The organism is Collinsella aerofaciens, assembly GCF_039062315.1.
Classification (GTDB): Bacteria; Actinomycetota; Coriobacteriia; order Coriobacteriales; family Coriobacteriaceae; genus Collinsella; species Collinsella aerofaciens_BG.
This window is the reverse complement of sequence record NZ_JBCJBG010000023.1, coordinates 1-23,103: the sequence shown is the minus strand read 5'-3', so window position 1 is coordinate 23,103 and position 23,103 is coordinate 1. Positions and strand designations below refer to the sequence as shown.

The following is a 23,103-nucleotide window of genomic DNA, read 5'->3' as shown; positions in this document are numbered from 1 at the left end:
GCTTGGCGTCAGCATGCCGCGATTCGGTCGCACGGAGAGCATTTCCCAATTGACAAAACTATAGGAACACCCCCCTGAACAGAATCGCCGTTATCGGTTGACGGTGCAGCGATTGCCGCCAGCGGCGACATGAGCGGCTGAGCGATGAGGCCCGCCGTCAAAACGGTTGCGACGGCGCGGTTAGCAACGCCCTTGACGTTGACGGCCTTAGCCCGAGGCTCAAAGTGTTGTGGACTGTAGTTTGCCATGGCTTTCTCCCTTTGACACGGATGTATCCATACGCTTCAAAATGTAGGAGCTGTTTTTTGAATTCTGTTGCGCAACATTGGTCACCAGCGGATTTTTTGAAATTCGCGCTCTCGCGCTTCACAATTTCGTCACATATGTAGGAGCTGGTGCATCATATTCTTGTGGGATCGAATTGAGCCTGTGATTTGCATTTGCCCCCCGCATCATCCGCCCTATCGGATTCCGCATCCAACAGACACCCCGCCCGCCACGGTGTAGAGTTAGGACAACGGGCGCGTTGCGCGGACCGCGCTGGAACGAGGTGGACATGGAACTCGACAAACAACAGATCAAGCGATTACGCGAACGCCATCACCGGCGCCACGGCATCCGCCCCGCCCATCGTGAGGCTGCCGAGCAGGCTGGTCGCTTTTTAAAGCGCGCGCTCAACATTCGCGAGGGACGCGCGCCCTATCACGTGATCCGCAAGCGTTTTGTAAACGGGGCGCGTCTGACTGGCTCTCACCTGTGTATCCTCATCATCGCCATGCTCATCGCAAGCATCGGCCTCGATATCGACTCGGACATCGCCATCGTGGGCGCCATGCTCATCTGCCCGCTCATGGGCTCGGTCCTTGCCATGGCATACGGCATCGCCACGCTCGACCGCGAGATCACCGTCGAGGCCATTGCCAGCCTGGCTCTACAGATGGCCTTTTGCCTGATCACGTCCACACTGTATTTTAAGCTCTCGCCCCTTGGCACCACCACGGCCGCCATCATCGACAATTCGACACCGACTGTGTGGGACCTTGCCGTCGCGCTCGCGGGCGGCTTTGCGGGTGGCCTGGGCAACTCGCGCGACCAGGAACCCGCCACGCTCATCGCCGGTGTGGCCGTGGCAACCGCGCTGATGCCGCCCCTGTGCGCAGCAGGCTACGGCATCGCCATCGCAAGCGGATCGCTGTTTCTCTCGGCGCTCTACGAGTTTGGCATCAACGTCGTCTTTATCGCGCTGGCGGCCGAAGCCGTATTGCTTCTTTTGCGTGTGCCGCTCAAGCGCGACCTGAACGGCGACGGCATTGTGACCGCCGAGGAAAATGCCGAGGTCGACGAGCTGTCACGCAAGGTGCGCCGCCGCATTATTGTGGGCACGGTGATCTTTGCCATCCCCTGCATCGTTATGACCGCGGGGTCTATTGGCTCGGCGCAGGCCGGCGTGCAGGACGGCTATGGCGTCACCGAAACCACGCGCGAGCTTGCGGCGGTACTGCCAGGCTTTAAGGATTACACCGTCGCCGTCGAGACCTCGGCTGCCGAGGGCGAGGAAGAGGGCATCGTCGCGCGCGAGGTTGTCGCCCACGTGACGACAAGCGAGGCGCTCAGGGCGCACGACCGCCACGTCGCCCGCAAGCTCATCGACCTCAACGTGCCCGAGCTCGATCGCGTGGAGTTCGATGTGAAGTGATGCCGGCGCGGGATGAATGCTCGCACGGACGCAAGTTACGACGAGGCGCAGACGCGATACGGACACGAGCAAATTGCGGAGTGCAGTTCACACCCGAGCCCCGCTCGCTGTTTTATTGCCGTGAATCAGACGTCCGCATCGACATCGCCAGACTCCACCGTAAACGCCGGATCGGTGCTCACAAGATAAAATCGGGTCACCTTAGTATTTCTAATTAGGTAGATCTGCCCCTGATCGCGCCGGCGCGATATATACGCAACGTGAACCGTACCGAATTCTTCGCCGTTTTCCTTCTTTAATATCAGGATGTTGGGGTCATCCGTACGCTTAAACTGCCCGTCAACGCAGCTGCCGTCTTTGTCGACCAGTTGCCACCGATGGTTATCCTCTTCAAGAAAGGCCAGGGTTTCCCGACTCGTCTTGTCGTCCCGATAGTAACCGTCAATGGCAAACCCTTCGGAAGCGCATTCCTGCATATAGGACGTTTCTCGGCTTATAGCAAACAGCCCCGTAGCGCCCAGGAGCACAGCCAGGCAGACCACTGCAAGGGCTATCGAAATAGCACGGCGACCCATGCTAGCCCAACCGATAGTTGTTTAACGGAGCACGAAACATACCTGGAACCTCCGATATCAGGGGGAACGTCGCCAGCAGGCTGGCGACAACTATATGTTTCTAACATCAAACCATATGGCTGCCACTCGCGGAGGGGGCATCGGCGAACGGCGTGTTTTCATACTCCATTGGTCAAACCTAAGCGCGGCCCTACAGCTCGTACTTGTACACGCGGTAGATGTACTTCTCGGCTTCCATCTCGTAGGTGGCGATGGGCAGTCCGCAGCGATCATCTCGTCGTTTGGCAGATAGGTCACACTGTGCTGGCCTGCGTTGAGCGAAAAATCGCCTTGGGCCTGCAGTAACTTGTCCTCAAAGCCCGAACCGGCCCAAAAATCGGGCAAGCCCACGGAAGGCTGTAGCAAGGTCATTTGCGCAACATATGTCCAGCAAAAACGGGTGGTAACCGGTACGGCTACCACCCGCTTGCCTCACATCTAGCCCAAAGCAGGCCAGTTACTTCTTAATGCCGCGTCCCAGGCGCTCAGCGACCGACGCTACGGCACTCTCGTCAACCGAGCCGCAGCTCACACAGCCGTCGTGGGCACGCATCTGGCCGGTGACCTCGTCCATCGCGAGCGGTGCCACCTTCTCGAGCTTAAAGCCCTTGCCGGCGCGCATGTTCTCCTTCGCCACGCTAATCATAAGCTTAATACGGTTGAGCTGGTTGACCTCGGATGCACCGGGGTCGTAGTCCACCGCAACAATGTTGCTCTCGGGGTGCTGGCGGCGCAGCTCCTTGATCACGGCCTTGCCCACCACGTGGTTGGGCAGGCACGCGAAAGGCTGCGTGCAGATGATGTTAGGTGCGCCATGGTCAATCAGGTCGAGCATCTCGGCCGTGAGCAGCCAGCCTTCGCCCATGTTGTTGCACACCGAAAGCACCGTGCGGGCCTTGTCGGCCATGGTGCCGATGCGCTCGGGCGCCTCAAAGCGGCGGGACTTTTCGAGCATCTCCTCCACCGGCGTACGCATCCAGTCCACGAGTTTGATGAGCGCCTGCATACCAGCGCGCGTGGTAGCAGAGCTTCCCAGCTCATCCTTCTGCAGCTCGGCGTTGCTCATGGAGTACAGGAAGAAGTCGAGCAGACCCGGCACCACGGCCTCGCAGCCCTCGCGCTCGATGACATCGACCACGTGGTTGTTGGCCGTAGGATGGAACTTGACCAGAATCTCGCCGACCACGCCCACGCGCGGCTTGGTGCCCTCGCCCACGAGCGGCATGGTGTCGAACGCGCGGATGGCCTCGCGGCACAGCTTGGTGTAGTTGTGGCGATTGAACTTAGGCGCCAGCTTGCGGGCGCGCGCCATGTACTCCTCGTAGAGCGCGTTGGCGGCACCGGGCGTTGCCTCGTACGGGCGGCAGCGGTAGAGCATCTGCATCATCACGTCGCCAAAGAGCACCGCGTAGACTGCCTGCTTAAGCAGCGCCGGCGTAATCTTAAAGCCGGGGTTGTCCTCGCCGAGCGCCACGGCCGAAAGCGAGATCACCGGGATCTCGGGGTGGCCGCTCTCACGCAGGGCTTTGCGGATGAGTGCGATGTAGTTGGTGGCGCGGCAGCCGCCGCCGGTCTGGCTGATAACCACGGCCGTCTTGGACAAGTCGTACCGACCGCTCTCGATGGCCTCCATAATCTGGCCGGTCACCAAAATGGACGGATAGCAAATGTCATTGTTCACATAGCGCAGGCCGGCCTCGACGGCATCGTGGTCAGTCGAGGGCAGCAGCTCCAAGTTGTAACCAGCACCACGGAACACTTCTTTGACCAGGTCAAAGTGGATCGGTGCCATCTGCGGGCACAGGATGGTGTAGCCCTCGTCGCGCATCTGCTCGGTAAAGGGCACCTTGGGCCATGCGGTCGAGGCGCTCTCACGCTGCGCCTCGAATGTGTACTTACGGCTCGCGAACGCGGGGGCATCTGTGGAGGGTGCCACCGGCGCGGCATCACCCTGCTCGTAGGCCTCGCCCGCGGCCGTGGCCTCGGCCAGGCGCTCGGCCTCCTGGTCCTTAAGCGCGGCCATGAGCGAGCGGATGCGAATGCGCGCGGCACCCAGGTTGGATACCTCGTCGATCTTGAGCACGGTGTAGATCTTGCCGCTGGCTTCCAGAATCTCCTGCACCTGGTCGGTGGTCAGGGCGTCCAGACCGCAGCCGAAAGAGTTGAGCTGAATCAGATCCAGGTCGTTGCGCATCGTCACAAAACGGGCGACGGCGTACAGGCGGCTGTGGTACATCCACTGGTCGACGACGCGAATCGGACGCTCGGGCTTCACCAGGTGCGCAAGCGAATCCTCGGTAAAGACCGCAAAGCCAAAGCTCGAGATAAGCTCGGGCAGGGCGTGGTTGATCTCGGGGTCGTTATGGTAAGGACGGCCGGCGAGTACGATGCCGTGGCCACCGTGGTCCTCGACCCACTTAAGGGCCTCCTCGCCCATGGTCTGGATATCCTCGTGGAAACGTGCATCGGCCTCAAAGGCAGCGTTGACGGCGGCATCGACCTCGGAGCGCGTGATCTTGGGACCGCGCACGCGACCGCGACCGGCTTGCGCATCGGCCACACGGTCGACGGCGAGCACCTGGTACAGGCGGCGCTTGAGCTCGGTCTTATCGTGATAGGGCACAAACGGGTACAGGAACTCGATATTCTGCTCGCGAATCTCGTCGATATTGAGCGCCAGCGCCGTGGGGTAGCTCATGACGATGGGGCAGTTATAGCAGTTGCCTGCCGTCGGATCCTCCTTGCGCTCCCAGCGCACGCACGGCATCCAGATGAAGTCGACGTCACGGTCGATGAGGTTCATCACATGGCCGTGGCTCATCTTTGCCGGGTAGCACACGCTCTCGGACGGCATGGACTCGATGCCCGCCTGGTAGGTCTTCTTGCTTGACTGGTCGGACAGCTGCACGCTAAAGCCCAGGCGCGTAAAGAACGCATGCCAGAAGGGGTAGTTCTCGTACATGTTGAGCGCGCGCGGGATGCCGACGGTGCCGCGCGGGGCCTCGTCGGGGCTCAGCACCTCGCGGTTAAAGAGCAGCTCGTTTTTCTTTTTGAAGAGGTTGGGGGCCTCGGTCTTCTGTTTTTTGTGGCCGGCGCCCTTCTCGCAGCGGTTGCCGGTAATGAAGCGCCTACCGCCGCCAAAATCGTTGACGGTGAGCTGGCAGTTGTTGGAGCAGCGACCGCAGCGGACATGCTTTTGCGTCACGGTAAGGTGCGCGATGTCCTCGGCCGAAAGGATGGTCGAGGTGCCGTCGGCACCGGCGCGATCGCGGGCGAGCAGGGCCGCACCGTAGGCGCCCATGCAGCCGGCGATGTCGGGACGTACGGCATGCACGCCGGTGAGCTGCTCAAACGCGCGCAGCGTGGCGTCGGACATAAAGGTGCCGCCTTGAACGATCACCTGGCTGCCGATCTCCTTGGGGTCGCGCAGCTTAATGACCTTGAACAGGGCGTTCTTGATGACGGAATAGGACAGGCCGGCCGCGATGTCGCCCACCGTGGCGCCTTCCTTTTGCGCCTGCTTGACGCGCGAGTTCATAAAGACCGTGCAGCGGCTGCCCAGGTCAACGGGGGCCTTAGCATGGATGGCGGCATCGGCGAACGCGCGCACGTCCATGTTCATAGACACGGCGAAGCTCTCGATAAAGCTACCGCAACCCGACGAGCAGGCCTCGTTGAGCATGATGTGCTCGATCACGCCGTCCTTGACGCGCAGGCACTTCATGTCCTGGCCGCCAATGTCCAGGATGAACTCGACGCCGGGCAGGAACGCCTTGGCGCCGCGCAGGTGCGCGACGGTCTCGATCTCGCCGGAGTCGGCCTTGAGAGCCTCGATGAGCAGCGCCTCACCGTAGCCCGTGGTGGTCACGTGGCCGATGGTGCAGCCCGCGGGGATGTGGTTGTAGAAATCGGCCATGATGACCTTGGCCGTGCCTAGGATGTCGCCGTTGTTGTTGCCGTACCAGGTGTGCAGCAGCTGACCGTCCTCGCCCACGAGCGCGGCTTTCATGGTGGTGGAGCCGGCGTCGATACCGATGAACACGCGGCCGGTGTAGCCGTCGAGCTTGCCCTTGGGGACGACTTCCTGGTCGTGGCGGGTTTTGAACTCGGCGAAGTCCCCGTCGGTGGCAAAGAGCGGATCCAGGCGCTCGACCTCGGCACCCTGCGTGTCACCCAGGGCATCGATGGCCTCGATGAGCTGCGGGAACGTGCTGAGCTTGTTGGACTCGTGCGCCATGGCGGCGCCGCTCGCCACAAACAGGTGAGCGTTTTGGGGCACAATGCGGTGCTCCTCGTCCAGGTTAAGCGTGAGGTAGAAGCGGTGGCGCAGCTCGGAGAGATACTGCAGCGGGCCGCCCAGGAAGGCGACGTTGCCGCGGATGGGACGGCCGCACGCCAGGCCCGAGATAGTCTGGGTCACGACGGCCTGGAAGATGGAAGCGGCGACGTCCTCGGGACGGGCGCCTTCGTTGAGCAGCGGCTGCACGTCGGTCTTGGCAAAAACGCCGCAGCGGCTGGCGATGGGATAGATGGTGGTGGCGTTGGCCGCGAGTTTGTTAAGGCCGCTGGCGTCGGTGTGCAGCAGAGTGGCCATCTGGTCGATGAACGCGCCCGTGCCGCCGGCGCAGGTGCCGTTCATGCGCTGCTCGATACCGTTGTCGAAGTAGATGATCTTGGCGTCCTCGCCGCCCAACTCGATGGCGACATCGGTGGCCGGGATGAGGGTCTCGACGGCACGCTTGCTGGCGATGACCTCCTGGACAAACTCCAGGTCGAGCCACTGGGACAGCAGCAGGCCGCCCGAGCCGGTGATGGCGCAGGTCATCTGGGCCGTCGGCAGTACAGTCGCGGCACCCTCGAACAAGTCGCGAGCGCAGGCGCGGACATCGGTGTGATGGCGCTGGTACTTGGCGTAGACAATCTGGTTGTCGTCGTTGAGCACAGCGAGCTTAACGGTGGTAGAGCCCACGTCGATGCCCAGGTGCAGGTTGCCACGAGCGTTCTCGGGGTTGAAGATCGCACCTTCGGGGGCCTGGCCGGCGGCTACGGGCTCAGCGGCGGTGGCGGGCTCGCTAGCGACGGACATCTCCCCTGCCGCGTTCTTGGCATCGGCAACTGCCTCGGCAACTTTCTCGGCAGCCGCGGTCGCGGCCTTCTGCGCGGCGTCCACCACGGCGGGCGCAGCCTCGCGTGCGGCAGCGACCACACGGTCTTTAATGCCCTCGACGAGTTTGCTCATTGTCTCTCCTCTTAGTTGTTGGACTCGACGGTTGCGGTGGTGTCGACCGCGTCCTCGAGCTGCAGATTCAATAGCTTTATGCCGTATTCCGGCACGTTGATATCGATGGGTTGGCCATACAGGTCGCCGGGGCGCACAAAGGCGATAACCGTCATGATGCGCGCCATGGTCTCAGGCGATTCGGAAAGGTCACGCTCAAACCAACGTTGGATCATGCCGACCTCGGCACTTACGACATAGGTGACGTAGTAGTCAAAGAAGGTGCCCAGCGCCAAGCCCAAAATGCCCGTCTGTGCACGCGGCACCACAGCCTCGCGTGCGGTATCGATGATCTTTTTAATAAAGGCGGGGTCGCCGCCCGGGCCCAGCAGGGCCCCGATAAGGTCGCGATTAGCCGCAAGATAGCGAAGCAGCTCAACCGAACCGGGTGCCGGCTCGAGCTCGTCGATGTTGCGGTAAAGATCGGGCAATTGAGCTGCGGTGATAAGCTCCACCCGCTCACGAATCTCGGCAAGCAGGCCGTCCTCGATCTGGCTGATAAAGTCGGGGATATCGCGGTAGTGCGAATAGAACGTGCGGCGCGTAAGGCCGGCACGCTCGGTGAGCGACGCGACGTTAATGCGCGAAAGGTCGCCGCTTTCGGCAAGCTCGCTGGCAAGTGCCTGGCGAAGGGCACGCTGCGAGCGAAGAGACCGGCGATCGCATTTCTCGAGCTGGGACAAGCGTCCTCCTTGTTACTCAGCCTGTGCGCTATTGCACAGTGCGAGTATTATTGCACACCGTGTGCATCAACACGTAAAGGCAATATTTTGGGCGTGACAAAGGGGCGTCCCTTTGTCACATTATTCGATGACGGTGCGGGAGTTTTGCTTGCGCATGGTGGCGAGCATGTGTTTGGGGACGGCGTGGACCATGCAGCTACCGATAGTTGCACTCGCAGCGGCCTTGGCGGCATCGCTGCCGTTTTTGGTCGCGTAGCTGTGGCGGAAACGTTTGAGCATGGCAATGTCGTTGCCACCGTCGCCGTAAACCGCGACCTCGTCCTCGGCAATGCCGTAGTAGCCCGCCAGCCAGGCCACACTCTCGCCCTTGTTACATGCCACGTCCGTGATCTCAAACATCACCGGATCAAACGGCGCGTTGACCACGCGGTCCGATCGCTCGGCCAAATATGCCTTAAGGTCGCGCTCCAGCTCGAGCGAGGTCACGCGACAATTGATCTTGCATACATCGTGACGCAAGATATCGCCGATCGACTGATCGAAATACTGCTCCTCGTGATACCCGCCACGTGCACGCATGCCGCGCATCACAATACGCTTGATGGGGCTGTCCTTTTTAAAGCCCGCCTGATGCATCTCGAACGATCCGCTCGAAAACATGCCATCGGGCGTGGAGCAATCAAAGCAAATGTCCGGGAACTCCTTGAGCAGCTCCTCGGTAATCTGTGGGTCGATAGTCCAGGTCTTGAGCACCTCGCCATGGCTGTCGCGCACGATGGATCCGTTAGAGCAGCAAGCATCGAGCACCAGCCCCGTAAAGCCATGCTCGCCGATCGGCAGCGTCGAGCGTCCGGTCGCAGGAACCACATGCAGGCCAGCCTCGGTCAGCTCGCGAATGGCACGGCGGATGGTCCCATCCGCCTCATGCAGGGCGTTCAGCAGCGTTCCGTCTAAGTCACTCGCAAACATCTTGATCATGGGCACGTCTCTCCTTCGTCTGCACGATATTGTAGACGAGAACGGGCGCGCCCAAACAATGGCGTCCCGGCGCGACGTGCCACTGCCTCCACAAATTCACGGTGCCCCAGTGCCTTAAGACATTCGCCATAAGCGACTTTTCAGCCGATAAAACAGCGCCGTCGTCAACGTCAGCACCGCCAACATACCTGCGAATACAATCGCCGGTGTCCATCGATCATATGCGAGTCCGTAAACCAATTGGCCAATAGGCGTTGCACAGGAAAGCATCATATAAACGAGTGCCAGCACTTTTCCGCAGAGTTCCTTTGGCGCTGACCGCTGAACAAATGAAACGATTTCGACCGATGCAATGCTTGCCCACGCCATGACCCATGCCGAGCCGGCCGCAAGCGCGGCAAACGCCAATTCATCAGGACCGCTCAGTAGCGTGACAATAATCGGTACGACTCCAAAACAGATCATCGCAACATATCGACATATGCCCTTGAAGGAAAAACGATGCGGCCAAATACCAACCAAACCGCTGCCGACAAGACCACCTAAGCCCATAGCCACTTCAATAATCCCAACAAAGGATGACTGCATTCCGAGATGCTTCGCAACAATAACGGGAGCACCAATCGTTAACCCAACTAACGCAAGGTTCAAAATAGCCGCAATCAAAAACACAACGAGCAATGATGAGTTTTGAGACAGATACCGAATCAACTCCCGAAAATCGTTTCGGCGTGTCGTGCGAGTCGCGCCGTCTCCCATCGTTTCAGATGAGGCATTTTGCTTGAGTGCGCCCCCGAACAGCAGGGCTGAAATCGTAAACGTCAACGCCGCGGTTTCGCATAGAGTATCGATACCAAAGCACCCATAGACTGCCGTCCCGACTACAGGCCCCAAGATATTGCTCATCATGATTATCTGCGAGACCAACGCAGTGGCACGCTCAACCTTTTCTTGGCCCGTCATGCGCACCGCCTCAATTTGAAGCATCGGTTTCAGCAGCGATTGGATGCCATATTGGACGCAAAGCATTGCTGCCACGACAACCGCAAGAGGCAGCGAACGCTTCATGGGGATAAACAGCAGTGATGCAGCCATCAGAACAATGCCGAGTACCACAAGAACCCCGCGATGTCTTCCCCGATCCGCCAAAATCCCGCCAACCGGAGTTGCGAGCACGCCCGGTATGAACGCTATCGCCGCGACGGCGCCATATAACGTTGAGGAGCCGCTGCAATCGAACAAGTAAAGCGGGCACGCAAAGCACAGTGCCGACAGCATCGAATACGCACACAGCTGTGCAACAAGAAGACCAAATAGCCTGATAGATCGCACTGTTTTTGGCGCCAATGAAACGCTAATTCTTCGCATCCCAGCCATAAGCCTGCCCCCAAATACATACTGTTAGTATGTATTTAATGACTTGAAAAGGGCAGCCGTGGCTACCCTCACAAATCAATTACATACCGTTGGTATCTATATTACCACCCGGCACGGTTCCATACGTCCCAAATCTGGGCCGTTGTCTGGAACACTTCATTACCCAAATCAAGCCCCACCGCGGCCGCCATCTGCGCCAAACATTGTGCGCGAGCAAGCATTCGCTCCTTGGGCTCGAGCGGACGGAACAATGGCAGCAGCCAAAGATTCGCTAACAACGATACGGCCTCCGCTGCTTCGCGCGGGCATTCGCACGCAATGGAGCCGTCGGCGATGCCCTCCTCGATTACTGGCAAGAGATTGCCATCGGCCGACTCGTCAAACGAACCTTGGTACTGCATCGCCAGCAGCCGCGAGCTTTTTACCGGATCTGCCGCAGGATGCATGCGAGCCCATAGCTCGATTTGCGGAACGACGGACTCGGGCGCATAAAGTCGTTTGAGCTTTTGAGCTCCCGTCATATTGCCAGCACCGAGTGTCGCGCGACGGTGCTCAGCAATCGGAGCCGTTGCCCGATCAAATGCGGCGTTGAAAATCTCCTCTTTGCTCTTAAAGTGATGATAGACAGCACCCTTGGTCATACCATCGAGGCGGTCGACGATGTCTTGAATGCTCGTCCCCTCATAACCCTGCGCGCAGAATAGCTCCAGCGCCGCGTCGAGGATCTTCGCGACCGTCTCCTCGGGATATTTATTACGACCCATAATCCGTCCATCCGCAACGCAAACCTTGTGTCTCATTGCAGCATTTTAACGTTACGGATGGCAGGCGGTCGATTCTACACCGCGGCGGGGCCGTGTTCGCCGGTGCGGATGCGGATGACTTCCTCGACCGGCTCGACCCAAATCTTGCCGTCTCCAACGGCACCGGTGCGAGCGGCGTTGCAGATAATCTCGACAATGCCGTCGACATGTTCATCGGCGCAGATGAGGGTGAACTGCACCTTAGGGATCGTGTTGACAAGCAGCTCGTTGCCGCGCACGTATTCCTTCCAGCCATGCTGCGCGCCGCAGCCCTGTACCTGGTTGATAGTCATGCCACGAACATCGGCAGCAAACAGCGCGTCTTTAAGAACCTCAAGCTTCTCGGCACGAACGATCGCCGTGATCTTTTTCATAATGAATTCCTCTCAATAATCAACGTATCCCTTTACATGAGACGCGGGTTTCCCAGGTGCCGCAGATTGCCGTGAAAGAGAAGCGAAGCGTACTTAAGTACGTGAGCGACGATTGAACGGCAAGGTGCGGTGGCTGGGGAAGCCGCTAGTCAAGTCCCGAGAAGGAGGGATATGCGCTCTCGCCGTGTTGACTCGCATCCAGGCCCAGCGCCTCGTCTGTCTCGTCCACACGCAGGCTGCCGTGGAACAGCGCCTTGACCACCGCGGCGATCACCAAATCGAGCACCAGCACAATAGCGACCGTCACCACAATGCCCAAAATCTGCGAGATGAGCAGCGACACGTCGCCCGTGTAGAACAGACCACCCTTACCGGTCCACGAGAGCTCCGGAACGCAGAACAGGCCCGTGAGCACGCCGCCCAAGATGCCGCCGATGCCGTGGCAGCCAAACGCGTCGAGCGCATCGTCGTAGCCGAACTTGGTCTTAAGATGGCTGATGGCCAGGTAGCAGACAGGCGATACGATCAAGCCCATAACCAGCGCCGCCCACGGCTCGACAAAGCCCGCGCCCGGCGTGACCACCACAAGGCCCGCAACCAGACCGGTGCTGGCGCCCACCAGCGTGGGTCGACCGGTGTGCACGCGCTCAACGGCGAGCCACGAGACCATACCCGCCGCGCTGGCCGTCACAGTGTTGAGGATGGCGAGCGCCGCCACGGCGTCGGCCTTAAACTCGCTGCCGCCGTTAAAGCCAAACCAGCCAAACCAAAGCAGGCCGGCGCCCAGCGCCACAAACGGCACGTTATGCGGACGGTAGCTCACCATGCCAAAGCCGCGACGACGGCCGAGCATTAAGCAGAGAATCAGGCCGGTAAGACCGGACGAAATGTGTACCACGTCGCCGCCGGCAAAGTCGAGCGCGCCGATGATGTCGCCGATAAAAGAGCCATCGCCGCCCCAGACCATGTGGGCGAGCGGCGCATAGACCACGAGCAGCCAAATGCCCAGGAAGGCCGTCATGGCACCAAACTTAACGCGGCCGGCCAGGCTACCCGTGACGATAGCTGCCGTGATCATGGCAAACGCCATCTGGAAGGCGATGTTGATGATCTGAGGGTAGACGGCACCGTCCGCAGCATTGCCCTCGGCCGCTTGCAGCACCTGGCCGAGCACCGGCAGGCACAGCAGCTGGTCAAGGCCTCCAATAAACGGGCTGGAACCGTCACCGCCGTAGGCCAGCGACCAGCCGGCAACAATCCACAGCACACCAACCAGACCAATGGCGCCAAAGCACATGAGCATGGTGTTGATGACATTTTTGCGCCTGGACAGGCCGCCATAGAAAAACGCCAGACCCGGTGTCATTAAAAACACGAGCATGGTGCAGATGAGCATAAACGTTGTCGATCCCGTATCGTACATTCGCTCCCCCTTGATCGCATAAACGTTGTCGGCGCCCATAATGCGGCCGAGGGGCAACTGGTGTAGACCAGATACGGCGTTGTTAAACGCTGCGTTGTCGAATGGAAACGGTGCCGCAATCTTGGAAACGGCACGACAACGGGCGCGAAACGAACGGGAAATACGCGAGCAAGGGAGCCGTGAGCGCGCCCGTCCCGGCTAGTGCCGAAACAGCTCGTGGGCGCGGTCGCGGAGATTAGTTGCTCGAATGACACCTTCGTAGCGATTGATGCGCAAGCGCGGGAAGGCGTTAAAGAAGCGTAGGTCGCGGCGGCTGAGTGACACACTCGGCACCGGACGGCTCATGCGCTTGCCGGCAAGGCGACGACTGAGCGACGGACGCGGCATGCTCGGCGCGGCATCGGCCACGCGGCGGGCAGCGAGCGCCAGGCCGCGAGCACCATCCGCGATAAACGTCGGCATCGAAGCCTTCTCGCGCAGGGCATCGAGCGCGGCGTCGCCAAGCTCGGCCAGCCATGCGTTAACGGCACGGCTACGGATATGCGTCTGTGTCACCGAGTCAATCGTCGAATCGGGAATGCGCTCGAGCATTGAGTCCGAGGCATCGGCAAGCGACTCGTTGATGCGGTCGGCAAGGTCGGCGCGCACACGCTCCAGCTGATCGGACAGGCGACGCCAGCTGGCCAAAGAGCACACCGCGTCGACCATCATCGCGACCGCGGCGATAAAGGCGGACAGCCGCACAATCAGCACCGGCAGATGGCCAAGCAGCCCCAGCAATGCCGGCTCCACTAAACGGCAAATGCACAGCGCACCCAGGCCAAACGCGCAAGCCCAGTACAGGCAGATACGTCCATGCAGGTTAAACGGTAGGTGCGAGTAATCCCAAAAGCGCGCGCCTGTTGTTTTTTCCAATAGAAGGCCCACACCGTACTCGATTACGCTGCAGACAAGCGCCGCAGCGACAAACTGGCTCGAGGCATCCGGAATCCCGCGCAGCAAAAGCCAGCAGGCTATGCCGCCCACACCATAGATAGGACAACACGGCCCCAGCAAAAATCCGCTGTTAGCAAATCGTCCGTGATTGAGCATGGCGCAGACTGTCGACTCCCACGCCCAGCCGCAAAAACCGTAGAAGGCAAACGAGAGCACCAGCGCCGAGAGCGGACAGGCGGCAAGCGTCGCGCCGTCAAATGCCATATCAATCGCGGTTCCCACCGTCTACCCTCTCCTCTTTTCGTTCGAGCCCTCGTTCGAATCGTTCGCGCCGCCTTTGCGCGGTAGACGGCCGGAGACCGTCTCGCGCAGCGCGCACCATTTATCTGCCAGGCATACAATCCAAGCCTCACGACACGTCGGCGGCACTGGCACCAGCGGAAACATATGCCGCACGATAATATTCCGCTCGCGCGGCGTCAGCTCAAAATCTTCCTCCGCACGTGCCAGGGCAAAAAACGGGTGGCGAAAGCCATGCAGCCGATGGCTTGGATCGGAATCGTGCCAGTCATAGAGAAAGTAATCGTGCAGCAGAGCCCCGCGCAGCAGCGAGCCGCGGTCGACCGAGATGCCAGCACGGCCCAAGCGCTCGGCAAGGGACAAGCTTGTCCGCGCTACCGAGGTCACATGTGCATAGACCGTCACGTCGCCATGCTGGATGAACTCGTGCGTCAGGTCCAGACGGCCCGCCTGTGCCAGTTGACGGGCAGCATGGTCTACTTCGCACGCGATTTTCTCGGCACGAACGACATCGGACATGCTGCCTCCTTCCAGCGACTCACGGCGACAAGCCACAGCCTGTGCACAATCGATAAAAACATCATGGAACACATCAGTATGGCATCGGACAAAACGTTTTGCCCCACCAGTTGGCGAATTACCGCGCCGCCGTCACATATCAAACGCCAAAATGTGCGAGACTGTCTTGTGCAATTGTGCCGGCCGAGGGAGCGCCGGCGCACGATTCGCATGGAGTAACCCACAACGATGCTGCTTACGCAAACGACAACGCCCGAGGACGTCAAGGCTCTCGACCGCGCCGAGCTTCCGCTGCTCTGCGGCGAGATCCGTCAGGCAATCCTCGAAAGCTCCGCCGCCGTCGGCGGGCACGTTGCCCCCAACTTGGGCGTCGTTGAGCTTACGGTTGCGCTTCATCGCGTGTTTAACTCCCCCATCGACAAGATTGTCTTTGACGTTTCGCACCAGACCTACGCCCACAAGGCGCTGACGGGGCGCGCGTACACCTATATCGATCCGGAGCGTTATGGTGAGGCTTCTGGCTTTGCCAATCCCGACGAGTCCGAGCACGACCTGTTTGCCATGGGCCACACCTCCACATCGGTGAGCCTAGGCTGCGGCCTTGCCCACGCGCGCGACCTGGCGGGAGATGCATACAACGTCATCACCATCATTGGCGACGGCTCGCTTTCGGGCGGCTTGGCGTTTGAGGGCTTTAACAACGCCGCCGAGCTCGACAGCAACCTGATCATCATCGTCAATGACAACGACCAGTCCATCGCCGAGAACCACGGTGGCCTCTATCGCAATCTGGCCGAGCTGCGCGCCAGCAACGGCACCTGCGAGCGCAACGTTTTCCGCGCGATGGGGCTCGACTACCGCTACCTGGACGCCGGTAACGATGTGTTGGCCCTCGTTGATGCGTTGCAGGAACTGCGCAATATCGATCATCCCATCGTGCTGCACGTCTCCACCGCCAAGGGCAAGGGCTTTGAGCCGGCCCAGAGCGACCCCGAGCGCTGGCACCACGTGGGTCCGTTTGACATGGCGACCGGCCGCAAGCTCTGCCCGGGCCATCCAAGCGAGCCTGCGCCGCGCACCTATGCCGACATTACGGGCGAGGCGCTCAGCGCCGCCATCGAGCGCGATCCGCAGGTCGTGGGCATCACGGCCGCCACGCCCTACATCATGGGCTTTACACCCGAGCTTCGCGCTGCCGCCGGCAAACAGTTCGTCGATGTGGGCATTGCCGAGGAACACGCCGTGACCTTTGCCACCGCGCTTGCGCGCTCGGGTGCCAAGCCAGTCTTTGGTGTGTACGGCACGTTTTTGCAGCGTGCCTACGACGAGTTGTGGCACGACCTGTGCCTCAACGACGCCCCGGCAACCATCCTGGTGTTTGGCGCATCGATCTTTGGCACCACATCCGAGACCCACCTCTCGTTCTTCGATATTTCCATGCTGGGCGCTCTTCCCAACATGCGCTACTTAGCGCCGGCCTGCATGGAGGAATACCTGTCCATGCTGAGCTGGTCGCTCGACCACCGCGAGCATCCCGCGGCGATCCGCGTGCCGGGCATTGGCCTGGTAAGCCGCCCCAATCTGGCGCCCGCTGAAGACACCGACTACAGCGCCGTTCGCTACAACGTGGTGCGCCAGGGTCACGACGTTGCCGTGCTCGCGCTCGGCGATTTCTTTGAGCTGGGCGAACGCGTGGCAAACCGCTTGGCTGCCGAGTACGGCATCGAGGCCACGCTCGTCAACCCTCGCTTTGCAACCGAGCTTGACCATGAGTTCCTCGACGGCCTTGCCGCCGAGCATCGCGTCGTCGTCACCCTCGAGGACGGCATCTTGGACGGCGGCTGGGGCGAGCGCGTGGCATGTTATCTGGCATGCACGCCGTTGCGCACACGCACCTTCGGCATCGCCAAGGGCTTCCCCGACCGCTACGACCCCAATGAGTTGCTCGCGCAGAATGGCATGACGGTCGAGAACATGGCCGCCGAAGCTGCAAGGCTACTCAACGAGTAAGAAAACCTCCGCAAGGGAAGCATCCCTGCGGAGGTTTTTATTTTCGCGACGCGATTATCTCAATCTGTAACATCTAGGGCCCGAATTTCCGTCTAACTGTTACAGATCGAGACATTCAAATCCCCCTAAGGAGAAAATCTCGATCTGTAACAGTTACTCGGCAAAAATGGCTGCAGATGTTACAGATTGAGACAAAGCAGCAAGGCAATTATCGATAGCTTTGCTTGAGGATTTCGACGACGTCGGGGTCGGTCAGCGTCACGGGGTCGTGGCTGAACAGGACGCCGTTGGTCGTCAGAGCGTTGTGCGCGATGGCTGGCAGCTCTTCGACCGTAATCCCCCACTCGCTCATAGCGAGGTCTGCCACATGGCAGGCCTCCATCAGGCGCGTTAGCTCAGTCACAAAATCGTGCGGATCGCTGGCGGTAGCATTGCCCATCAGGCGCGCCATGTCGATATAGCGCTCGGGTGCGGCACCGTGATCGATCATCCACGTGTGATAAGCACGGGCGATCATAATGAGGCCCGCGCCGTGCGGCAGGTCATGATGATGCGCACTCATGCCGTGCTCAAGGCCATGCGAGCCCGTGGTGCCCGAGGCATCCATGGCGTAACCGCCGAGCGTGTTGGCAAACGCAAGGCTCGAGCGCGCCTCCAGGTCATCGCCATTATCGACGCACGTAGGCAGCGCCGCAGCGGCACGGCGAATGCCTTCGCGGCAAACCATGTCACCCATGGGCGTGTTGGTATTTGAGATGTAGCACTCAACGCAATGGAACAGGGCGTCGAATCCCTGATAAGCGGTCAGACGTGCCGGAACGCTCACCATGAGCTCGGAATCAACGATCGAAAGCACCGGAAACAGGCGCGGATCGCCCAGGCGAAGCTTCTCGTCATTGTCCTCGCAGGACAGGACACCGCCCGCATCGACCTCGGAGCCGGTACCCGCCGTGGTGGTTACGCAAACAAGCGGCAGCGGATCGTTGGGGATCGGCAGGCCGAGCGCAGTACCGCCATTTACAAAATCCCAGATGTCACCAGGGCATTCGTTACCATCGGCATCGGTATGCGGGTTGGCCGCCACCGCGCAGATGCCCTTGCTGCCGTCCATGACCGAGCCGCCGCCGAGCGCCAGGACAAAGTCGCAGCCATGGGCGCGCGCCATCCAGCCACCTGCGTTGACGGTCTCGCGCAGGGGATTGGGCTCAATGCGATCGAACAGCTCATGCGTCACGCCGGCGCGTTCGAGCTCGGCCTCCACGCGTCTCAGGTATCCAAAGCGCTTGACCGAGTTGCCGCCGGTCGTAACGATGAGCGCTTTGGTGCCGGGCAGCTTCTGCGCGCCCAGCTCGCTCAGCTTGCCCGCGCCAAACAACACCTTGGTCGGTGCGAAAAACGAATAGCCGTTCATACGCGATCTCCTTACTTATATACGTGTCGCGTTGCCGCCATTATAGCGACCGCCGCGAGCGATCATGCCATCCGCAAAACGCTATCTCAGCCGTAATAATCGGCGTTTACCCAGATAAAACCTGCCAAAATAAACCTGTCCCTTTTTGGCAGGTAGAATAACCCATAAGGTAAGTATGTTTCTGAGTTATTTCGTGTTGACCCATTTGAGCGCGATAGGGTATAACTCTACTCAACCGCTAGGGATTTTATTGAGAAAGGTGTTCTACCATGAGCAAGAACCTCTCCCAGCAGGTCGTTCTCGACCGCCGCGGCTTTGTCGCCGCCACCTTCGCAACCGTCGCCGGCCTTGGTCTTGCCGGCTGCTCCGACACCAGCGCCGAGGCCGACAAGGGTTCCGCCGCCGGCTCCTCCAAGGGCTCCGAGGATACCGAGACTTCCACCACGCTCGACGCTAAGGCATTCGACAAGCTCGTCGACAACGGCCCCAAGGCCGATGACGACGCCATCGCCGCCAGCACCTGGGCCACGGCCGTCAAGGACGCCGGCGTCTTTAAGATCGGTGGCGTTCAGACCTCTACGCTCTTCTCCCTCCTCAACGAGAAAGACGGTCAGACCCGCGGCTTCGACGCCGGTATCGCACAGCTCCTGTCCAACTACATCCTGGGCGAGAACAAGGTCGAGATCACCCAGGTGACCTCGGACACGCGCGAGTCCGTCCTGCAGAACGGCCAGGTCGACGCTGTCTTTGCCACCTACACCATCACTGACGAGCGCAAGAAGCTCGTATCCTTTGCCGGTCCCTACTACTACACCCAGCAGGCCATCCTGGTGCTCGCCGATAACGACGACATTAAGAGCGTCGACGACCTGGCCGACAAGAACGTCGCCGTCCAGTCCGGCTCCAACGGCCCCGCCATCCTTGAGGAGTTCGCTCCCAAGGCCAGCCAGCAGGAGTTCAAGACCGACGAGGAGGCCCGCCAGGCACTCCAGCAGGGCCGCGTTGACGCCTACGTCATCGATAACAACATGCAGCAGAGCGCCCTGGTTCGCGAGCCCGGTAAGTACAAGATCGCCGGCAAGCCCTTCGGCAGCAAGGAGCCCTATGGCATCGGCCTGCCGCTCGATTCCGACGGCGTCGCCTTTGTCAACGACTTCCTTAAGAAGATCGAGGACGATGGCACCTGGACCGAGCTGTGGCAGATCTGCATTGGCGACCGCACGGGCGACACCAATGTCCCCGAGCTGCCCGAGATCGGCGCCTAGGCAACGAGCCTGGTAACGGCCGCAACGAAACCATATGGAAACGCACGATGCGCTTTATTGCGATAAACTGTTTCCTTACTAAGTTGTCGGGGCTTCCGTACACACGGGAGCCCCTTTCCTTATCGGCGGGAGGTCCGCATGAGTCTCTCCGAACTCTGGTCGCTCTATGGCCAGAACTATATCGACGCGCTGCTCGCAACCTGGGGCATGACGCTTGAGTCGTTTGCCATCGCCATGGTGCTGGCCGTCGCCGTCACCGTGATGCGTGTGTCGCCGCTCAAGCCGCTGCGCGTCTTTGGCGACCTGTATGTCCAGGTCTTCCGTAACATCCCCGGCATCGCGCTGCTTATCATCGTCGTCTATGCGCTGCCGCCGCTCAAGGTCGTCCTGCCCTACCGCACCTGCGTTATCGTCGCCACGGTCCTTTTGGGCTCGGCCTTTGGTTCCGAAAACTTTATGAGCGGCATCAACACCGTCGGCGTCGGCCAGGTCGAAGCTGCACGTTCGCTCGGTATGAGCTTCAGCCGTATCCTCGCCAAGATCGTGATTCCGCAGGCGCTGCGCTCGAGCGTATTACCCATGACCAACCTCTTTATCGCCGTCATGCTTACCACCGCGCTCGGCAGTCAGGTACCGCTTAAGCCGCAGGAGCTCACCGGTGTGGTCAGCTACATCAACACGCGCTCGCTCGGTGGCGTCGCTGCGTTCTTTATCTCGGCGCTCGGCTACCTGGGAACGGCCTTTGTGGTGAGCCACGTTGGCAACTACATCGATAAGAAGGTGAGGATCCTCCGATGAGCAAGCACCCCACCTCCGCGCTCACCATGCGCGATGCGCTCTACGAGGCTCCCGGCCCCAAGATGCGCGCCAAGATTCGCATCGGCACCGCCATCTCGCTTGTTGCCGTGGCCGCACTCGCCGTCCTTGTACTGCAGCGCTTTTATGTGACCGGTCAGCTTTCGGTCCACTACTGGTATTTCTTTACGCACCTCACCACCTGGAAGTTCTTACTTGCCGGCTTTGAAGGCACCGTTAAAGTCGCACTCACCGCTGGCGCCATCGCGCTGGTGCTGGGCTTAGCCCTTATGCTCGGCCGTACCAGCGACATTAAGCCGCTGCAGCTGGTCTGCCGCGTGCTCACCGATTTCTTCCGCGGCGTGCCGAGTCTGCTGTTCATCTACTTCTTCTTTTTGGTGCTGCCTCAGTACAAGATCGCGCTGCCGTCGTTTTGGATGCTCACGCTTCCCGTCGCGCTCGCTGCAGCCGGCGTACTTGCCGAGATTTTCCGCGCCGGCGTCAACGCCGTACCGCGCGGGCAGGTCGAGGCGGCCCAGGCGCTCGGTCTCTCCAAGGCTAAAATCACCTTTAAAATCGTATTGCCGCAGGCTATTCGATTTATCATTCCGTCGTTGATTTCACAGCTCGTGGTCGTAGTCAAAGACACCACCGTCGCCTACGTGGTGAGCTACCCCGACCTCATGCAAAACGCCCGCGTGCTCATTACCAACTACGACGCTCTCGTGTCGGTCTACCTGGTAATCGCGGTCATCTATATCCTCATCAACGTCGCGATTAACAAGGCTGCTGTCTACGTTTCGCACAAGACCGGCGCGACCATCATCCGCTAACGCTTTACCATTTCGAGTCATAAGGAGCCGAGTACCATGGCACAGAGCACTTCTTCTACCGGCAATCAGCCGCTGATTGAGCTCAAGCACGTCGATAAGCACTATGGCGACCTGCACGTTCTCAACGACATCAATCTGTCAGTCGATCGCGGCGAGGTCGTCGTTGTGATCGGCCCCTCGGGCTCGGGCAAGTCGACCATGTGCCGCACCATCAACCGCTTGGAGACCATCGACTCGGGCGAGATCCTCATCGAGGGCGAGCCCCTGCCGCAAGAAGGCAAGGATCTTGCCCGCATGCGCGCCGAGCTGGGCATGGTGTTTCAGCAGTTCAACCTGTTCGCACATATGACCGTACTGCAGAACGTCATGCTGGGGCCGGTCGACGTGCTGGGCGTGTCCAAGGAGGAAGCTCGTGAGCGCGCCATGGACCTGCTGAGTCGCGTGGGCGTGGCCGAGCAGGCCGACAAGGTGCCCGCACAGCTTTCGGGCGGCCAGCAGCAGCGCGTGGCCATCGCCCGTTCACTTGCTATGCAACCCAAGGCCATGCTTTTTGACGAGCCCACGAGCGCCCTTGACCCCGAGATGATCAACGAGGTGCTCGAGGTCATGGTCCGTCTGGCGCAGCGGGGCATGACGATGATCGTCATCACCCACGAGATGAACTTTGCCCGCCGCGTGGCCGACCGCGTCATCTTTATGGCCGACGGCCAGATCGTGGAGACCGGCACGCCCGACGAGTTCTTCGACCACCCCCAGACCAAGCGCGCCCAGGACTTCCTCAACTCCATCAAGGGCCACTAGCTCAATTGCCACGCGGGCAAATTCATCACCAGCGTTTGTCCCGCGCCACCCCTATGCCATGTCCACCCGGATTCGAAAGCCGCACCCATGATCGGAACACGTACTTCCTCGTCCTATACCCCGCACGTCGACGTTACCCCCGCCGACCGTCCGCTCATCCTCGTCGCGCCGCGTTGGGAAGAGGCAAAACCGTTTTTGAGCGAGACCCTCTCCCCCAACGAGGAAATCGCAAGTGTCTTTGTCGATGCCATCCTTGCCGCCGGTGGCCTGCCGCTGCAGATGTCTATTACCGAAGACGTCGATGTTATCCGTCATTACGTGGAAATCGCTGACGGTATCGCTATTCCCGGCGGCCCGGACGTCAACCCCAAACGCTGGGGCGACGAGCGTCCTTACGACCCCACGCTGTGCTGCGAGATTCGCGACCGTTTTGAGTTTAAGCTGGTTAACGAGGTGCTTCGCGCCAAGAAGCCGCTCTTTACCACCTGCCGAGGCACGCAGCTGCTCAATGTCGCCACCGGCGGCACCCTGTGCATGGACGTGCCGAGCCTGGGTGCGCGCGAGGGCCGCACGCAGTGGCGCCATACCCACGTGCTCAACGATCCCGTGCACCCCGTCGAGGTCGTGCCGGGCTCGCTGCTGGAGCGCGCGGTTGGCGGGCACAGGCTGATCCAGACCAACTCGGCACACCACTGCTGCGTCGATCGTCTGGGTAAAAGCACGCGCTTGGTCGCCAAGGCAACCGACGGCGTTCCCGAGTGCATCGAAGTCGAAGGCCAGCCATTCTGTCTAGGCGTGCAATGGCACCCTGAGTACACGTGGAAGACGCTCGAGACCGACTTTAACCTGTGGAAGTCGTTTGTCGAGGCGGCGGCAAAGGTCAAGCAGGCCCGCTAGCTCGCAAGCCACACAAGTTAAAGCCTCCTAAACCAGGGGGGTGTTCCTATAGTTTTGTCAATTGGGAAATGCTCTCCGTGCGACCGAATCGCGGCATGCTGACGCCAAGC

Annotated in this window: 18 protein-coding genes; 7 read left to right on the top strand and 11 right to left on the bottom strand. The window is 60.4% G+C overall.

The features are described from left to right. Positions 1-556: 556 nt before the first annotated feature. On the top strand, positions 557-1,696 hold the full coding sequence (locus ABCP74_RS08950) for a DUF389 domain-containing protein (protein WP_343001603.1): 1,140 nt from the start codon (positions 557-559) through the stop codon (positions 1,694-1,696). Positions 1,697-1,821: 125 nt separating this feature from the next. Here the strand turns inward: ABCP74_RS08950 and ABCP74_RS08945 are convergent, their stop codons facing one another. From ABCP74_RS08945 to ABCP74_RS08900, 10 genes are all read right to left on the bottom strand, one after another. After that, a complete protein-coding gene (locus tag ABCP74_RS08945; RefSeq protein WP_343001602.1) occupies positions 1,822-2,271 on the bottom strand; it encodes a hypothetical protein in 450 nt (149 codons plus the stop codon). A 496-nt stretch (positions 2,272-2,767) separates the two neighbouring features. After that, positions 2,768-7,549 carry an acyl-CoA dehydratase activase-related protein gene (locus ABCP74_RS08940; RefSeq protein ID WP_343001601.1) on the bottom strand — a complete coding sequence of 1,594 codons (4,782 nt, stop codon included), beginning with the start codon at positions 7,547-7,549 and terminating at the stop codon, positions 2,768-2,770. Between the two features lie 11 nt (positions 7,550-7,560). After that, positions 7,561-8,271 (bottom strand): TetR/AcrR family transcriptional regulator, encoded by a 711-nt coding sequence (locus ABCP74_RS08935; protein ID WP_343001600.1) that lies wholly within the window; start codon positions 8,269-8,271, stop codon positions 7,561-7,563. A 120-nt stretch (positions 8,272-8,391) separates the two neighbouring features. Continuing rightward, positions 8,392-9,249, bottom strand: coding sequence for an HAD-IIB family hydrolase (locus ABCP74_RS08930; RefSeq protein ID WP_343001599.1), 858 nt, complete (start codon positions 9,247-9,249; stop codon positions 8,392-8,394). 114 nt (positions 9,250-9,363) lie between these two features. Next, on the bottom strand, positions 9,364-10,626 hold the full coding sequence (locus ABCP74_RS08925) for an MFS transporter (RefSeq protein ID WP_343001598.1): 1,263 nt from the start codon (positions 10,624-10,626) through the stop codon (positions 9,364-9,366). A gap of 101 nt (positions 10,627-10,727) precedes the next feature. Next, positions 10,728-11,390 carry a TetR/AcrR family transcriptional regulator gene (locus tag ABCP74_RS08920; RefSeq protein WP_343001596.1) on the bottom strand — a complete coding sequence of 221 codons (663 nt, stop codon included), beginning with the start codon at positions 11,388-11,390 and terminating at the stop codon, positions 10,728-10,730. A 74-nt stretch (positions 11,391-11,464) separates the two neighbouring features. Continuing rightward, on the bottom strand, positions 11,465-11,803 hold the full coding sequence (locus ABCP74_RS08915; protein WP_117734256.1) for a P-II family nitrogen regulator: 339 nt from the start codon (positions 11,801-11,803) through the stop codon (positions 11,465-11,467). A gap of 145 nt (positions 11,804-11,948) precedes the next feature. After that, positions 11,949-13,226, bottom strand: coding sequence for an ammonium transporter (locus ABCP74_RS08910; RefSeq protein WP_343001595.1), 1,278 nt, complete (start codon positions 13,224-13,226; stop codon positions 11,949-11,951). Between the two features lie 198 nt (positions 13,227-13,424). Beyond that, a complete protein-coding gene (locus ABCP74_RS08905) occupies positions 13,425-14,444 on the bottom strand; it encodes a putative ABC transporter permease (protein WP_343001594.1) in 1,020 nt (339 codons plus the stop codon). Between the two features lie 3 nt (positions 14,445-14,447). After that, complete coding sequence (locus tag ABCP74_RS08900; RefSeq protein ID WP_343001593.1) at positions 14,448-14,981, bottom strand: HD domain-containing protein; 534 nt, start codon at positions 14,979-14,981, stop codon at positions 14,448-14,450. Between the two features lie 228 nt (positions 14,982-15,209). Here ABCP74_RS08900 and ABCP74_RS08895 point away from each other — a divergent pair, with 228 nt between their 5' ends. Then, a complete protein-coding gene (locus ABCP74_RS08895; RefSeq protein ID WP_343001592.1) occupies positions 15,210-16,991 on the top strand; it encodes a 1-deoxy-D-xylulose-5-phosphate synthase in 1,782 nt (593 codons plus the stop codon). Positions 16,992-17,199: 208 nt separating this feature from the next. Here ABCP74_RS08895 and ABCP74_RS08890 read toward each other — a convergent pair whose 3' ends face one another. Further along, positions 17,200-18,402 (bottom strand): iron-containing alcohol dehydrogenase, encoded by a 1,203-nt coding sequence (locus tag ABCP74_RS08890; RefSeq protein ID WP_343001591.1) that lies wholly within the window; start codon positions 18,400-18,402, stop codon positions 17,200-17,202. 269 nt (positions 18,403-18,671) lie between these two features. Here ABCP74_RS08890 and ABCP74_RS08885 point away from each other — a divergent pair, with 269 nt between their 5' ends. From ABCP74_RS08885 to ABCP74_RS08865, 5 genes are all read left to right on the top strand, one after another. After that, positions 18,672-19,667, top strand: a complete 996-nt coding sequence (locus tag ABCP74_RS08885) for a glutamate ABC transporter substrate-binding protein (protein WP_343001590.1) — start codon at positions 18,672-18,674, stop codon at positions 19,665-19,667. A gap of 138 nt (positions 19,668-19,805) precedes the next feature. Beyond that, positions 19,806-20,465 carry an amino acid ABC transporter permease gene (locus ABCP74_RS08880; protein ID WP_343001589.1) on the top strand — a complete coding sequence of 220 codons (660 nt, stop codon included), beginning with the start codon at positions 19,806-19,808 and terminating at the stop codon, positions 20,463-20,465. After that, complete coding sequence (locus tag ABCP74_RS08875) at positions 20,462-21,295, top strand: amino acid ABC transporter permease (RefSeq protein ID WP_343001588.1); 834 nt, start codon at positions 20,462-20,464, stop codon at positions 21,293-21,295. Before ABCP74_RS08880 ends, ABCP74_RS08875 begins: the two co-directional genes overlap by 4 nt. Before the next feature lie 36 nt (positions 21,296-21,331). Continuing rightward, the gene (locus tag ABCP74_RS08870; protein WP_343001587.1) at positions 21,332-22,096 is read left to right on the top strand and encodes an amino acid ABC transporter ATP-binding protein; all 765 of its coding nucleotides are present in this window, start codon (positions 21,332-21,334) and stop codon (positions 22,094-22,096) included. 87 nt (positions 22,097-22,183) lie between these two features. Continuing rightward, entirely contained in the window at positions 22,184-22,993 is an 810-nt protein-coding gene (locus ABCP74_RS08865) for a gamma-glutamyl-gamma-aminobutyrate hydrolase family protein (RefSeq protein ID WP_343001586.1), read from the top strand. Positions 22,994-23,103 lie beyond the last annotated feature (110 nt).